Source organism: Streptomyces iakyrus (genome assembly GCF_000717055.1).
GTDB classification, from domain to species: Bacteria; Actinomycetota; Actinomycetes; order Streptomycetales; family Streptomycetaceae; genus Streptomyces; species Streptomyces iakyrus.
Window position 1 is genome coordinate 501,736 of record NZ_JNXI01000001.1, and the last position, 15,676, is coordinate 517,411.

General features: G+C 70.5%; 11 protein-coding genes. 6 read left to right on the top strand and 5 right to left on the bottom strand.

Annotated features, from left to right (window positions below; all coding sequences use genetic code 11):
* The first annotated feature begins 105 nt into the window (after nucleotides 1–105).
* Together OO68_RS02280 and OO68_RS02285 are read left to right on the top strand one after the other, a co-directional pair.
* A complete protein-coding gene (locus tag OO68_RS02280; protein ID WP_033306350.1) occupies nucleotides 106–837 on the top strand; it encodes an MBL fold metallo-hydrolase in 732 nt (243 codons plus the stop codon).
* Nucleotides 838–868: 31 nt separating this feature from the next.
* On the top strand, nucleotides 869–1,672 hold the full coding sequence (locus tag OO68_RS02285) for a DUF3097 domain-containing protein (protein WP_033306351.1): 804 nt from the start codon (nucleotides 869–871) through the stop codon (nucleotides 1,670–1,672).
* 141 nt (nucleotides 1,673–1,813) lie between these two features.
* On the opposite strand, the gene hemW is transcribed toward OO68_RS02285, so the two are convergent.
* Nucleotides 1,814–3,046, bottom strand: a complete 1,233-nt coding sequence (gene hemW, locus OO68_RS02290; protein ID WP_033306476.1) for a radical SAM family heme chaperone HemW — start codon at nucleotides 3,044–3,046, stop codon at nucleotides 1,814–1,816.
* Nucleotides 3,047–3,073: 27 nt separating this feature from the next.
* Entirely contained in the window at nucleotides 3,074–5,293 is a 2,220-nt protein-coding gene (locus OO68_RS02295; protein ID WP_033306352.1) for a SpoIIE family protein phosphatase, read from the bottom strand.
* 192 nt (nucleotides 5,294–5,485) lie between these two features.
* Between OO68_RS02295 and OO68_RS02300 the strand changes: the two genes are divergently transcribed.
* Both OO68_RS02300 and OO68_RS02305 read left to right on the top strand, forming a co-directional pair.
* Nucleotides 5,486–9,481 (top strand): HAMP domain-containing protein, encoded by a 3,996-nt coding sequence (locus OO68_RS02300; RefSeq protein WP_033306477.1) that lies wholly within the window; start codon nucleotides 5,486–5,488, stop codon nucleotides 9,479–9,481.
* A complete protein-coding gene (locus tag OO68_RS02305; RefSeq protein WP_033306353.1) occupies nucleotides 9,478–9,948 on the top strand; it encodes a response regulator in 471 nt (156 codons plus the stop codon). Before OO68_RS02300 ends, OO68_RS02305 begins: the two co-directional genes overlap by 4 nt.
* A gap of 65 nt (nucleotides 9,949–10,013) precedes the next feature.
* Here OO68_RS02305 and OO68_RS02310 read toward each other — a convergent pair whose 3' ends face one another.
* A complete protein-coding gene (locus tag OO68_RS02310; RefSeq protein ID WP_033306354.1) occupies nucleotides 10,014–11,888 on the bottom strand; it encodes an AMP-dependent synthetase/ligase in 1,875 nt (624 codons plus the stop codon).
* Nucleotides 11,889–12,137: 249 nt separating this feature from the next.
* Nucleotides 12,138–14,006 carry a translation elongation factor 4 gene (gene lepA / locus OO68_RS02315; protein ID WP_033306355.1) on the bottom strand — a complete coding sequence of 623 codons (1,869 nt, stop codon included), beginning with the start codon at nucleotides 14,004–14,006 and terminating at the stop codon, nucleotides 12,138–12,140.
* 240 nt (nucleotides 14,007–14,246) lie between these two features.
* On the opposite strand from lepA, the gene rpsT reads away from it, so the two are divergent.
* Entirely contained in the window at nucleotides 14,247–14,513 is a 267-nt protein-coding gene (gene rpsT / locus OO68_RS02320; RefSeq protein ID WP_033306356.1) for a 30S ribosomal protein S20, read from the top strand.
* Between the two features lie 175 nt (nucleotides 14,514–14,688).
* On the opposite strand, the gene OO68_RS02325 is transcribed toward rpsT, so the two are convergent.
* On the bottom strand, nucleotides 14,689–15,084 hold the full coding sequence (locus tag OO68_RS02325; RefSeq protein ID WP_033306478.1) for a nuclear transport factor 2 family protein: 396 nt from the start codon (nucleotides 15,082–15,084) through the stop codon (nucleotides 14,689–14,691).
* A gap of 100 nt (nucleotides 15,085–15,184) precedes the next feature.
* On the opposite strand from OO68_RS02325, the gene OO68_RS02330 reads away from it, so the two are divergent.
* On the top strand, nucleotides 15,185–15,610 hold the full coding sequence (locus tag OO68_RS02330) for a VOC family protein (protein WP_051814294.1): 426 nt from the start codon (nucleotides 15,185–15,187) through the stop codon (nucleotides 15,608–15,610).
* Nucleotides 15,611–15,676 lie beyond the last annotated feature (66 nt).

Consider the following 15,676-nt stretch of genomic DNA (forward strand, 5'->3'; position numbering starts at 1 on the left):
GAGTGCCAGCATTCCCCGGCCCAGTGTACGGCGGTGGGGTACACCCCCGGCAAGGCTGGTCGGCGGCGCTGTGCCCCGAGCCGGGTGCACCGCTAGCGTCGCGGTATGACGGTGACTTGGGAAGACCTCGGATGGGAACGGGTGGCCGCCGGTGTGGGGCGGTGCCGGCTGCCGGTGTGGGACTGCACGATCGGGCTGGTCGCCGGGGAGGGGGCAGTCCTCATGATCGACACGGGGTCGAGCCTCGCCGAGGGCGCGAAACTGGGCGCGCAGGCGCGAGCGCTCACCGGTCACCGTGTGACACATATCGCGCTGACCCACCCGCACTTCGACCATGTCTTCGGCACCGCGGCGCTCCCGGAGACCGAGGTGTTCGGCGCGGTGGGCGTGGACGCGCTGCTGTCGCGGGCGCGGGACCGCGAGGAGCTGCGCGAGGACGGGGTGCGCCAGGGCCTGGCGGCGCCCACGGCCCAGGAGGCGGCGGACCGGCTGGTCCCGCCCGGCCATCTGGTCTCCGGCGAGTGGACCCTCGACCTGGGCGGTGGCCGCCAGGTGCTGCTGGCGAACGTCGGCCCGGGCCACACCGCGCACGACCTGGCGGTGCTGGTGCCGGGTGATCCGGAGGTGGTGTTCTGCGGCGACCTGGTCGAGGAGTCCGGGGAGCCCCAGGCGGGCCCCGACGCGGTGCCGTCGCACTGGCCGGCCGCCCTGGACCGGCTGCTCGACCTGGGCGGCGAGGACGCGCTGTACGTGCCCGGTCACGGAGCGGTGGTGGACGCGGCGTTCGTGCGGGCGCAACGGGACGCGCTGGCGGCGCGTTTCGGCGTGTCGCGGTGATCGCCGTTCACCTTCTCCTATCGTCATCCGAATGCGCCAGTACTCCGCCGATCTGACCCCGCCGTGGAAGAAGCCGAAGCCGGTGCCCGAGGTCGCGGCGGAGCCGGGCCTGGTGGTGGAGGAGCCGGGGACCGGCTTCTGCGGCGCGGTGATCCGCTGTGAGGCGGGCACGGTGACGCTGGAGGACCGCTTCGGCAAGCACCGGGTGTTCCCGATGGAGCCGCGCGGCTTCCTGCTGGAGGGCAGGGTGGTGACCCTCGTCCGTCCCGCGCCGGGCGGCCCGGCACGTCCCACCCGCACGGCCTCCGGTTCGGTGGCAGTCCCCGGCGCACGCGCCCGTGTCGCCCGCGCCGGCCGCATCTACGTCGAGGGCCGCCACGACGCCGAGCTGGTGGAGAAGGTGTGGGGCGACGACCTGCGCATCGAGGGCGTGGTCGTGGAGTACCTGGAGGGCGTCGACGACCTGCCGTCGATCGTCTCCGATTTCGCCCCCGGCCCGGACGCGCGCCTGGGCGTCCTGGTGGACCACCTCGTGCCCGGCTCGAAGGAGTGGCGCATCGCCCAGTCGGTGACGAGCGAGCACGCCCTGGTCGTCGGCCACCCGTACATCGACGTCTGGGAGGCGGTGAAGCCGTCGTCCCTGGGCATCGACGCCTGGCCCCGGATCCCGCGCGGCCAGGACTGGAAGACGGGCGTGTGCAGGGCCCTGGGCTGGCCGGACAACACGGGCGCGGCCTGGCAGCGGATCCTGTCCGGGGTCCACTCGTACAAGGACCTGGAGCCGGAGCTACTGGGCCGCGTGGAAGAACTGATCGACTTCGTCACGGCACCCTAGCTGCGGGCATGCGTGCCGCCAGGGGCGATGGGGGTCCCCCCTGCTCGAGCGAAGCCGAGAGCTTGGGGGAGGGTGGGCGCAGCGGCACCTCGTCGCGCCGAGTTGCGCAACGCCCCGCCCCCGGCACCCACCCCGAGCACCTCAGTCCACGAGGTCCCGAACAACCCCGTCCGCCAGCAACCGCCCCCGCAGCGTGAGCACGGCCCGACCCTCGTCGTACGGGCCCTTCTCCAGAAGTCCGTCCGACAGAGCCTTGCGGGAAGCAGCAAGCCCCTCCCCCCGCAGCAGCGACAACGGCACCCCCTCCCGAAGCCGCAGCTCCAGCAGAATCCGCTCGACCCTCCGGTCCTCCTCCGACAGCACCTCACGCCCGGCCCCAGGCGACCTCCCCGAAGCCAGCGCCCCCGCATACGCCCCCGGATGCTTGACGTTCCACCACCGCACCCCGCCCACATGACTGTGCGCACCGGGCCCGGCCCCCCACCAGTCGGCCCCCCGCCAGTACAGCTCGTTATGCAGACACCGCCCGGCTTCCGAAGTCGCCCAGTTCGACACCTCGTACCACTCGAAGCCGGCACCCGAGAGCACCTCGTCCGCGATCAGGTACCGGTCGGCATGCACGTCGTCGTCGGTCATCGGCACCTCGCCGCGCCGGATCCGCCGTGCGAGCTGCGTCCCCTCCTCGACGATCAACGCGTAGGCGCTCACATGGTCCGGCCCCGCCCCCAGCACCGCGTCCAGCGAGGCCCGCCAGTCGTCGTCGGACTCCCCCGGCGTGCCGTAGATCAGGTCGAGGTTCACGTGCTCGAACCCGGCGCCCCGGGCCTCCGCGACACACGCCTCGGGCCGCCCCGGCGTATGCGTGCGGTCCAGCACCTTCAGCACATGCTGCCGGGCGCTCTGCATCCCGAAGGAGATCCGGTTGAAGCCGCCCTCCCGCAGGGCCGCGAGATACGCCGGATCGACCGATTCCGGGTTGGCCTCCGTCGTGATCTCGGCGTCCTCCGCGAGCCCGAACTCGTCCCGCACGGCCTTCAGCATCCGTACCAGGTCACCGGCGTCCAGCAGCGTGGGCGTGCCCCCGCCCACGAACACCGTCCGGACCGGCCGCGAGTCGTCGCCCAGCACCTTGCGCGCCAGCCGGATCTCGTCGGCCAGCGTCTCGGCGTAGTTGTCGCGGGAGGCGAGGACGCCGCCGGTGCCGCGCAGCTCGGTCGCGGTGTACGTGTTGAAGTCGCAGTAGCCGCAGCGGGTCGCGCAGTACGGGACGTGCAGGTAGAACCCGAGCGGGCGGTCGGCGGCCCCGGCGAGCGCGGACGCGGGCAGCGTGCCGTCGTCGGGGACGGGCTCGCCGTCGGGAAGTGCGGAAGGCATGCCCTCCATTGTCCAGCACCCGCGCGGTCAGTCCGCCTGGAGCACCAGCAGCGCGAGATCGTCCGCCGGGGGCCGTGCCCCGAACTCGTGCACGAGCCGCTTGATCCGCTCGGCTATGAGCTCCGCGTCCAGCCCGGCGCACCCGGCCAGGGCCGCCGCGAGGCCGTCCCCGTCGTCGAACTGGCGGGAGCCGGAGCGGCGCTCGGTCACGCCGTCGGTGACACACAGCAGCGTGTCGCCGGAACGCAGCTCGAAGGTCTCGCTGGTGTAGGTGGCGTCCTCGACGACGCCCAGCAGGGTCTGCGGCTGCGCGCACGGGTGGACCTCGCCGCCCGCCCCGAGCCGCAGGGGCAGCGGGTGCCCGGCGGAGGCGACGGTGCAGCGGACCCCGCCGTCGAAGGGGACCAGCTCGCCGTAGAGCAGGGACAAAAAGCGCGTCTGCGGGCCGTCGCCGGGCGGGGTCGGTCGCGCGCCCGCCGCCACCAGGGCCCGGGCCGCCGCGTCCGCGGCCTCCGTGGCGTCGTCGAGCAGCAGCTGGTTGAGGCGGTCGAGGACGTCGGCGACGCGGTAGCCCTCGCGGGCGAGCAGCCGCAGCCAGGGCCGGGCCAGGCCGATCACCACGGCCGCCTCGGGCCCCTTGCCCTGGACGTCGCCGACGGCGAAGCACCAACGGCCGTCGCCGGCCGGGAACAGGTCGTAGAAGTCGCCGCTCGGCCCGCCCTTGTCGCAGGGCTCGTAGACGAGGGCGCTGCGCATGCCGGGGATCTCGGCCACGGCGCCGGGCAGCAGGCCGCGCTGGAGGACGGCGCTGATGGTGGCCTGGCGGGCGTACTGGCGGGCCGCGCCGATGGCGAGCGCCACCCGGCGGCCGAGGTCCTCGACGAGGCCGGTGATCTCGTCGGTGAAGCCGGCCTTCCCGGAGCGTCCGATGACGAGGGTGCCCAGCGGGCGCCCCCCGGCGACCAGCCGGTACGCGAGGGCCGCGCCGGGTTCGCCTTCACCGAGCGCCTCGCCGGGCCAGGGGTAGTCGACGGGCCCGGACCCGCCGCGCTCCCGGCCCCGCTCGAAGGGGGACGTCCCCGTCGGGTCGAACGGCTGCGGCGGGTCCTTCTCCAGGACGCGGCGCAGCTCCTCGATACGGTTCTCGCTGCCGTGCCAGACCCGGGCGAGGCGCGGTCCGCCCGCGCCGGCTCCGCCGCTCCAGCCGCCGCCGGTGGCCTCGTCCTCCAGCCACACCGCGCACCAGTCGGCCAGCCGCGGCACGATCAGCTGCCCGGCGAGCGCCGCGACCAGGTCCTCGTCGAGCTGCCCGGCCAGCAGGTCGGAGGCCTCGGCGAGGAAGGAGAGGGCGCCACGGCCGAGCCAGGCGCCGTCGGGCCCGTGGCGTCCCTCGCGGTTCTCGTGCCGGTCCCGCCAGTCCCGCAGGTCGTTCCAGTCGCGCAGGCCGTCCACTTCTCGTGAGTCCGGCCAGTCCCGGGCCTCTCCGCCCTCACGCGAGCCCCAGATCTCTCCCGCTTCGCGCAGGTCCCAGGGCTCTCCCCCGCCACGCCGGCTCCCCAGTGCCTCCTCCGCCTCGTCGTCCGGGTGCGGCTCGGGTGCCAGGATCTCCGCGACCCGCAGGCCGTGCGCCAGCGCGTGCTCCCCGGCGTACGCCTCGATCTGCTCGCCCGCCGTGCACCCCCCGGCGGGCAGCCGGGCCCAGACGGTCTTGCGGCCCGTGCGGTACGTGATCCCCCACGCCTCGGAGAGCGCGCCGACGAGCCGCAGGCCGCGCCCGTGCTCGGGGGTGTCGTGCGGCGTCTCCGGCTCGCTGCCGCGCGGCGCCCGGGAGGGGTGGTGGTCGGAGACCTCGACGACGAGCGCTGCCGAGTCCGGGGCGTCGCCCTCCAGCCGGCACTCCATCTCGACGTCGGTGCCCGCGTGCACGACGGCGTTGGTGACGAGTTCGCTGACGACGAGCGCGGCGTCGTCGGCGAGGCGGTCGGTGAGGTGCTCGGCGCCGGGCAGGCCGAGCCCGGTCCACTCGGTGAGCGCCGCGCGCACCAGGGCGCGGGCGGCGCCCGGCGCGAGCGAACTGCCGGGCAGGGTCGCGCACGCCCGCGCACCCCCCGGCGCGTGCGCCTCCGCACGGGGTGCGGGCTCCTCGGAAACGGGCCCCTCCTGGACGGGCACGGGCGTCTCCCCAGCGTGTGCAGGCGCCTCTGAGGCACGGGAGACGGTCTCCCGTTGCGTCGGAATGGCCCCCATGGACAGCTCCCCGGGCAGTTCGTACGAATACGCCACAGTCGATGCCGACAGAGTGACAGACTGACCACGCCCATAAGCGCCGAGTTACCGAAGTGGGCCGCCATGAGTGAGAACCGTGCTACTCCTGTGGTCGAAGACCGGCACGAAGACGGTCAGATTCGTGCATCCGATCTGCGTCCCCTGCTCGCCGCCATGACAGCGGCACGTGACGGTGATTTCACCAGAGTGCCGGAATCCGGCCACGGGGTGGTGGCCGAACTCACCGCGGTCTTCAACCAGATCATGGACCGCAGCATCCATTTCACCTCCGAGACGCAGCGCGTCAGACGGGAGCTGGTCCGCTACGGCCGGCTCGACGAGCGGCTCTCGGCCAGCCCGGGCCAGGGCCTGTGGACCTCCCGGGTCAACGACGTGAACCAGCTGCTCGACGCCCTGGTCGCCCCGGCGGCGAACGCCACACGTGTGCTGGACGCGGTGGCCGGGGGCGATCTGACCCAGCGGGTCGATCTGCATGACGGCACACGACAGTTGCGCGGCGATCTGCGGCGCCTGGGCCGGGCCGTGAACAAGATGGTGGACCAGCTCTCCCTGTTCACCGGCGAGGTGACGCGGGTCGCCCGGGAGGTGGGCACGGAGGGGCGGCTCGGGGGCCGTGCCAAGGTGCAGGGCCTGTCGGGCAGTTGGCGGGACGTGACGGAGGCCGTCAACACGATGGCCTCCCGGCTGACGGCCCAGGTGCGGGACATCGCGGCGGTGACGACGGCGGTGGCCCGGGGCGACCTGACCCGCACGGTCACGGTCGAGGCGACCGGCGAGCTGCTGGAGCTGAAGCTGACCGTCAACACGATGGTGGACCAGCTCTCCGCCTTCGCCGACGAGGTCACCCGGGTGGCCCGCGAGGTCGGCACCGAGGGCCAGCTGGGCGGCCGGGCGCAGGTGCGGGGCGTCTCCGGCGTCTGGAAGGACCTCACCGACAACGTCAACTTCATGGCGTCGAACCTGACGTCGCAGGTCCGCAACATCGCCCAGGTGACGACGGCCGTGGCCAACGGCGACCTGTCCCAGAAGATCACGGTCGACGCGCAGGGCGAGATCCTCGAACTCAAGTCCACGATCAACACGATGGTGGACCAGCTGTCCGCCTTCGCCGACGAGGTCACCCGCGTGGCCCGCGAGGTCGGCACCGAGGGCAACCTCGGCGGCCGGGCCCAGGTGCGGGGCGTCTCCGGCGTCTGGAAGGACCTCACCGACAACGTCAACTTCATGGCCGACAACCTCACCTCCCAGGTGCGGAACATCGCCCTCGTGTCCACCGCCGTCGCCCAGGGCGACCTGGGCAAGAAGATCACGGTCGAGGCCAAGGGCGAGATCCTGGAGCTGAAGTCCACGATCAACACGATGGTCGACCAGCTCTCCGCCTTCGCCGACGAGGTCACCCGCGTCGCCCGCGAGGTCGGCACGGAAGGCAACCTCGGCGGCCAGGCGCAGGTGCGGGGCGTCTCCGGTGTCTGGAAGGACCTCACCGACAACGTCAACTTCATGGCGCTGAACCTGACCTCGCAGGTCCGCAACATCGCCCAGGTCACCACCGCCGTGGCCAACGGCGACCTGTCGAAGAAGATCACGGTCGACGCCCGCGGCGAGATCCTCGAACTGAAGGACACCGTCAACACGATGGTGGAGCAGCTGCGCGCCTTCGCCGACGAGGTGACCCGCGTGGCCCGCGAGGTCGGCACCGACGGGCGGCTCGGCGGCCGGGCCCAGGTGCTGGGCGTCTCCGGCGTCTGGCGGGACCTCACGGACAACGTCAACTACATGGCCGACAACCTCACCTCGCAGGTGCGCAACATCGCCCAGGTCGCCACCGCCGTGGCGCAGGGCGACCTGTCCCGGAAGATCGACGTGGACGCGCGCGGCGAGATCCTGGAGCTGAAGACCACCATCAACACGATGGTCGACACGCTGTCCTCCTTCTCCTCGGAGGTCACGCGCGTCGCCCGCGAGGTCGGCTCCGAGGGCCAACTGGGCGGCCAGGCCCGGGTGGAGGGCGTCTACGGCACCTGGAAGCGCCTGACGACGAACGTCAACGAGCTCGCCTCCAACCTCACCACCCAGGTCCGCGCCATCGCCGAGGTCGCCTCCGCCGTGGCCCAGGGCGACATGTCGCGCTCGATCACGGTGGAGACCCAGGGCGAGGTCGCCGAGCTGAAGGACAACATCAACCTGATGGTGGCCAACCTGCGCGAGACGACCCGCGCGAAGGACTGGCTGGAATCCAACCTGGCCCGGCTCGCCGCCCTGATGCAGGGCCACCGGGACCTGATGGAGGTCGCCGACCTGATACTCCGCGAGCTGACCCCGCTGGTGAACGCCCAGTACGGCGCGTTCTACCTGGCCGACCCGGAGGAGGACGGCGCGACCGTACCCACCAAGGGCCTGGCCTTCATCGCCGGTTACGGGGCCGCCCAGGACGCGACCGTGGAGACCGGCGGCCTGCCCGTGCACGGTCTGGTCGCGCAGGCGGCCCGGGAGAAGAAGCGGATCCTGGTCGAGGGCGCCCCGCCCGACTACATCAAGATCAACAGTGGCCTCGGCGAGGCGGCGCCCACGACCATCGTCATCATCCCGATCCTCTTCGAGGACAAGCTCCTCGGCGTCATCGAACTGGCCTCCTTCTCCCGCTTCTCGGATGTGCACCTGGCGTTCTTCGACCAGTTCGTCAACACCATCGGCGTCGCCATCAACACGATCATCGCCAACTCCCGCACGGAGTCCCTGCTCGGCGAGTCCCAGCGCCTGGCCATGCAGCTCCAGGAGCGCTCGGACGAACTCCAGAAGCAGCAGGGCGAACTCCAGCGCTCCAACGCCGAACTGGAGGAGAAGGCCGCCCTGCTGGCCACATCCTCCCAGTACAAGTCCGAGTTCCTGGCCAACATGTCGCACGAGCTGCGCACGCCGCTGAACTCGCTGCTGATCCTGGCCCGGCTGCTCTCCGACAACCCGGACGGCCACCTCTCCGACCAGGAGGTGCAGTTCGCGACGACGATCCACCGCTCGGGCTCGGACCTGCTCCAGCTGATCAACGACATCCTCGACCTGTCGAAGATCGAGGCGGGCCGGATGGACGTACGCCCCAAGCGGCTCCCCCTCATCAAGCTGCTCGACTACGTCCACGCCACCTTCCGCCCGCTCACCCTCGACCGGGGGCTGGCCTTCGAGGTCGCGGTCGGCGAGGACGTACCGCGCGAGATGTACTCGGACGAACAGCGGCTCCAGCAGATCCTGCGCAACCTGCTCTCGAACGCGATCAAGTTCACCGCGTCCGGCAAGGTCGAGCTGCGCGTGGACCGGGTGCAGGACGCCGAGCACCGCTGGGTCCGGGACACCGACGACGTCATCGCATTCGCCGTGTCCGACACCGGCATCGGGATCGCGCCGGAGAAACTCCCGGTGATCTTCGAGGCGTTCCAGCAGGCCGACGGCACCACCAACCGCAAGTACGGCGGGACCGGCCTCGGCCTGTCCATCAGCCGGGAGATCGCGGGTCTGCTCGGCGGCCGGATCGTCGCCGAGAGCCAACCCGGCAAGGGTTCCACCTTCACCCTCTACGTCCCGGTCGTCAGCCCCGGTCACACGGCGCCGGCACCGGTACCGGTCCCCGAGGACCGCACCGACCTGCCGCTGCCCCTCCGTCCGGCGACCGAGCCGTTCCCGGTGGCTCACGACACGGACGACGCCTGGCCGTCCCCGACCAAGCTGGAGGCGTGGACGTCCGGCAGGCCGGGCCGGATCCTGGCCGGGCGGCGGGTGCTGATCGTCGACGACGACATCCGCAACGTCTTCGCCCTCACCCATGTCCTGGGCCGGGTCGGCATGACCGTGCTGTACGCGGAGAACGGCCGCGAGGGCATCGAGACGCTGGAGCGCAGCGGGGACGTGGAACTGGTCCTGATGGACATCATGATGCCGGAGATGGACGGCTACGAGACCATCTCCGCGATCCGCCGCACACCCCGCTGGGCGGGCCTGCCGATCGTGGCCCTGACGGCCAAGGCGATGCCCGGCGACCGGGAGAAGTCCATCGCCCGGGGCGCCAACGACTACGTGCCCAAGCCCGTGGACATCGACGGCCTGCTGACGGTCGTGTGCGAACTGCTGGACCCCGAGGGCACGGAAGAAGAGGCATGAGCAGCACGGCCACTCACCCCGAACGCGCCGGCATCCTCCTCGTCGACGACATGGAGGACAACCTGACGGCCCTGGAGGCCGTCCTCGCCTCCCTCAACGAGCCGCTGGTACGGGCCCGTTCCGGCGAGGAGGCGATGAAGGCCCTGCTGCGGCAGCCCATCGCCCTGGTCCTGCTCGACATCCGCATGCCCGGCATGGACGGCTTCGAGACGGCCGCCCACATCAAGCGCCTCGACCAGACCCGTGACGTCCCGATCATCTTCCTCACCGGCGCGGACGACGACTCGGGCTACGCCTTCCGCGGCTACGCGACCGGCGCCGCGGACTACGTGACCAAGCCCTTCGACCCGTGGGTGCTCAGGGCCAAGGTCAGCGTCTTCCTGGACCTCTACCGAAAAGGCAGAGAGGTGGAACGCCTCAGGACGGAGATCCAGGACCTGAAACGCCGTGTGGAGGAAGGCACCTAGGGGCGCGGGGAACTGCGCGAGCGACCACAACGAACCCGCAGCCGCTCGATCAGCCCCAGCGCCCCCTACGCCTCGCGAGAGCCCTCGTACATCTCCTCGATCAGATGCTTGTACTCCCGCTCCACCACGGGCCGCTTCAGCTTCAGGCTCGGCGTGATCTCACCGTGCTCGACGTCGAGATCCCGCGGCAGCAGCCGGAACTTCTTGATGGTCTGCCACCGCTGAAGCCCCTCGTTGAGCTGCTTCACGTACCCGTCGACCATCTCCACGGTCTGCGGCGCCGCCACGATCTCCGCGTACGGCTTGCCCTCAAGACCGTTGTCCTTGGCCCACCCGGTGATGGCGACCTCGTCGAGCGCGATGAGCGCCGTGCAGAAGTTCCGGTCGGCCCCGTGCACCAGGATGTTGGACACGTACGGGCACACCGCCTTGAACTGCCCCTCGACCTCCGCCGGGGCGATGTACTTGCCGCCCGAGGTCTTGATGAGGTCCTTCTTGCGGTCGGTGATCCGCAGATACCCGTCGGCCGACAGCTCCCCGATGTCGCCGGTGTGGAACCAGCCGTCCGGCTCCAGCACCTCCGCGGTCTTCTCGGGCAGGTTGTGGTAGCCCTCCATGATGCCCGGGCCGCGCAGCAGGATCTCGCCGTCGTCGGCGATCCGCACCTCCGTGCCGGGCAGCGGCTTGCCGACCGTACCGGTGCGGTAGGCCTCGCCCGGGTTCACGAAGGACGCCGCCGAGGACTCGGTCAGGCCGTAGCCCTCCAGGATGTGGATGCCGGCGCCCGAGAAGAAGTAGCCGATCTCCGGCGCGAGGGCGGCGGAGCCGGAGACGCACGCCCGCAGGTCCCCGCCGAAGGCCTCGCGGATCTTGGCGAACACCAGCGCGTCGGCGACCTTGTGCTTCGCGCCGAGACCGAACGGCACGGACGCGGTCCCGGTCCGGCGGAAGTTGTCCTGCGAGACCTTGGCGTACTCGCGGGCCACCTCGGCCGCCCACTGGAAGATCTTGTACTTGGCGCCGCCGCCCGCCCGGGCCTTCGCCGCCACGCCGTTGTAGACCTTCTCGAAGATGCGGGGCACGGCCGCCATGTACGTCGGCTGCACCACCGGCAGGTTCTCGATGATCTTGTCGACCCGGCCGTCGACGGCGGTGACGTGCCCGACCTCGATCTGCCCGGAGGTCAGCACCTTGCCGAAGACGTGCGCGAGGGGCAGCCAGAGGTACTGCACGTCCTCGGTGCTGACCAGCCCGGTCGCGGCGATCGCCTTCGCCATGTACGACCAGTTGTCGTGCGGCAGGCGCACACCCTTGGGCCGGCCCGTGGTGCCGGAGGTGTAGATGAGGGTGGCCAGCTGGTCCTTGGTGATCGCGCCGACCCGCTCCTTGACGAGGTCGGGGTCCTTCTCCAGCCGGGCCGCGCCGCGCTTCTCCAGCTCGTCCAGGGTGAGGATCCAGTCGGCCGTCTCCACCCCGGCCGCGTCGATCACCACGACATGCGTCAGCTCGGGCAGCTCGGCGCGCTTCTCCTTGGCCTTGGCCAGCTGCTCGGCGTTCTCCGCGATCAGCACCCGGCTCTCGGAGTCCGACAGGATGTACGCGGATTCGTCGGCGTTGGTCTGCGGGTACACCGTGGTGGTGGCCGCGCCGGCGCACATGATGCCGAGGTCCGCGAGGATCCACTCGATCCGGGTGCCGGCGGCGAGGGCGACGCGCTGCTCGGGCCGCACACCCAGCTCGATGAGGCCCGCCGCGATGGCGTAGACCCGCTCGGCTGCCTGCGCCCAGTTCAGCGACTTCCACTCGTCCGGGCCCTGGCCCGCCGACGACGGGACCGGATACCGATAGGCCTCGGCGTCCGGCGTGGCCGTCACGCGCTCCAGGAAGAGGCCCGCCACGGACGGCGGACGGTTCTCGATCAGGGTCTGTGCGTCGCTCACGACATCCTCCGGGGCCCGCGACAATGCGGCTGGCTCAGGTGCGGCTGGGTTCACTCACGCGCTCTTGTTTAACTCGTGAGTAACTATCGAGCAGGGATCAGAGTAAAGGGCGACCGGCCCCTGCGTAAGGGGCCGCGGCCTGTCACTTCGTACAGAGAGCTACCCCACGGACGCACGGGGCCCGCCGCACTTTCGCACGGCGGGCCCCTGTTCAACCCGGATTGCGGTGTAACCCTCGGTAATCCGTGATTACTTCTTGCCCTTGCCCGACCCCGCACTGTCATCACTCGACAGAACGGCGATGAAGGCCTCCTGCGGAACCTCTACGGAACCCACCATCTTCATCCGCTTCTTGCCTTCCTTCTGCTTCTCCAGCAGCTTCCGCTTACGGGAGATGTCACCGCCGTAGCACTTGGCGAGGACGTCCTTGCGGATGGCGCGGATGGTCTCGCGGGCGATGACCCGGGAGCCGATGGCGGCCTGGACCGGCACCTCGAAGGCCTGCCGCGGGATGAGCTCCTTGAGCTTGGCGACGAGCCGTACGCCGTACGCGTACGCCTGGTCCTTGTGGGTGATCGCCGAGAAGGCGTCCACCTTGTCGCCGTGCAGCAGGATGTCGACCTTGACCAGGCTGGAGGTCTGCTCGCCGGTGGGCTCGTAGTCGAGCGAGGCGTAGCCGCGGGTCTTGGACTTCAGCTGGTCGAAGAAGTCGAAGACGATCTCGGCGAGCGGCAGGGTGTAGCGGATCTCCACCCGGTCCTCGGAGAGGTAGTCCATGCCGAGCAGGACACCGCGCCGGGTCTGGCACAGCTCCATGATCGAGCCGATGAACTCGCTGGGCGCCAGGATGGTGGCCCGCACGACCGGCTCGTAGACCTCCGAGATCTTGCCCTCGGGGAACTCGCTCGGGTTGGTGACGGTGTGCTCGGTGCCGTCCTCCATGAGGACGCGGTAGACCACGTTCGGCGCGGTGGCGATGAGGTCCAGGCCGAACTCGCGCTCCAGCCGCTCCCGGATCACGTCCAGGTGCAGCAGGCCGAGGAAGCCGACGCGGAAGCCGAAGCCGAGGGCGGCGGAGGTCTCCGGCTCGTAGACCAGCGCGGCGTCGTTGAGCTGGAGCTTGTCCAGGGCCTCGCGCAGCTCGGGGTAGTCCGAGCCGTCCAGCGGATAGAGCCCGGAGAAGACCATGGGCTTGGGGTCCTTGTAGCCCCCGAGTGCCTCCGTGGCCCCCTTCTGCTGGCTGGTGACGGTGTCACCGACCTTGGACTGGCGGACGTCCTTCACACCGGTGATGAGGTAGCCCACCTCGCCGACGCCCAGACCGTCGGCCGGCAGCATCTCGGGCGAGTTGGTGCCGATCTCCAGCAGCTCGTGCGTGGCGCCGGTGGACATCATCCGGATCCGCTCGCGCTTGTTGAGCTGGCCGTCGATGACACGGACGTACGTCACGACACCGCGGTAGGAGTCGTAGACCGAGTCGAAGATCATCGCGCGGGCGGGGGCGTCCTTGACGCCGACCGGCGCCGGGACCTCGGCGACGACCTTGTCGAGCAGCGCCTCGACGCCCAGGCCCGTCTTGGCGGACACCTTGAGCACGTCCTCCGGGTCGCACCCGACCAGGTTGGCGAGCTCCTCGGAGAACTTCTCGGGCTGCGCGGCCGGCAGGTCGATCTTGTTCAGCACCGGGATGATCGTGAGGTCGTTCTCCATCGCCAGGTACAGGTTGGCGAGGGTTTGCGCCTCGATCCCCTGGGCGGCGTCGACCAGGAGGATGGTCCCCTCGCACGCAGCGAGCGACCGGGAGACCTCGTAGGTGAAGTCGACGTGCCCCGGGGTGTCGATCATGTTGAGGATGTGCGTGTCGTTCTTGTCGTGGGTGGGGGCCCACGGCAGACGCACCGCCTGTGACTTGATCGTGATGCCACGCTCGCGCTCGATGTCCATGCGGTCGAGGTACTGGGCGCGCATCTGCCGCTGCTCGACCACTCCGGTCAGCTGGAGCATCCGGTCGGCGAGCGTGGACTTGCCGTGGTCGATGTGCGCGATGATGCAGAAGTTGCGGATCAGAGCCGGATCGGTACGGCTCGGCTCGGGCACGTGGCTGGGGATCGCGGGCACGCAGGGTCCTGATTCTTGAGGCGTCCGCAGTGTCTGCGGTCTCGGGTCGGATCGATACGTAGCCTCCATGGTCCCACGGGTGGGGACCACGGACGGGTTTGGGCCGCGGAAGGGGCCGCTGGTAGCCTGGGTGGCTGTGCCTCATGCCCTCTCGCAGGAGGCGCTACCTCAAGAAATCACCCGGTGCGGGAAGCGCGCGGTTGCGTGCGCCCTCGTGCCAGAACCTGAGAAGGCTCATTCGTGGCGAACATCAAGTCCCAGATCAAGCGGATCAAGACCAACGAGAAGGCCCGGCTGCGCAACAAGGCCGTCAAGTCCTCCCTGAAGACCGCGATCCGCAAGGCCCGTGAGGCTGCTGCCGCGGGTGACGTCGAGAAGGCCACCGAGTACCAGCGCGTCGCCGCGCGTCAGCTCGACAAGGCCGTCTCCAAGGGCGTCATCCACAAGAACCAGGCCGCCAACAAGAAGTCGGCGCTGGCTCAGAAGGTCGCCGCGCTCAAGGGCTGACATCTGATGTGACGCCGGAGGGAATCGAGCGGGCCCTCTCTCATCCGCTCCCGTCCGGCACCCCTCGGATCCGCGCGCGGCCTGCGTTCGCCACGCGGGCGCGGATCCAGCAGCTCGAATCGAAGGCCCCGCCTTCCGCTCTTCCCCAGAGCGGAAGGCGGGGCCTTCGGCCTGTTCAGGACCAGAACTCGTTGTTCTTGTCGATGTCCTCGACGCATTCGTCGAGGTCGGTGACCTTGTCGCCGACGATCCGGAAGATGATGCAGCCGGTGTCGTCGAGGCTCTTGCCGTTGCGCTCGGCCGTGAAGCGGGTCATGCCGACCGCGTGACCGCGGCCGTCGACACCGATGCCGATCAGTTCGGCGCGCATCGTCCCGTTCGTCTCCGCGCCCAGCCGTTCGTACATCTCGATGATCGAGTCCAGCCCTTTGAAGTCGCCCGACAACGGGTGATCTCCGGGCACGTGGTGGGTGGCGTCCCCGGCCATCAGTCCGCGCAGGGTGTCCATGTCACCGCGGGAGAACGCCTCGAATCCCTTGCGGACCAGCGCTGCGTGCGGGTGTTCAGCCATGGTCTTCGCCACCTCTCCGTCACTTGGCGTCGTCCGGCTGGTACACCCGATTCTCCTCTTCGGCAGGAGGAGGGCGACTCGATCACGGCACAGTGGAGACATGGACAAAGACGACACCAGTGCCCCGGTGCCGGTCCGCGTGGCGACCAGGCTCCCCGCCCAGGACCTGGAGCGGGCGCGGCGCTTCTACTCGGAGAAACTCGGTCTGGATCCCGTGGACGAGCGGCCCGGCGGGCTGCTCTACCGGTGCGGCGGCGCGGAGTTCGTCCTGTTCCGCTCCACTGGGTCCTCGCCCGGCACGTTCACGCAGATGGCACTGGAGGTCGAGGACATCGAGGCGGCGGTCGCCGAGCTGAAGCGGCGCGGGGTCGTCTTCGAGGAGGTCGACGCCCCCGGCTTCCGCACCCGGGGCGGCATCGCCGAGATCGAGGGGAACTACCCGAGCAAGGGCGCCCGGGGCGAACGCGGCGCCTGGTTCCGCGACAGCGAGGGGAATCTGCTGGGGGTGGGGGAGCCGGTTCTGTGAGGTGGGGGCTGCGGGTCGTCGGCCGGGCCGGGCCGGGCCGGGGAGCGGCTAACCGCGTCCTCTGGA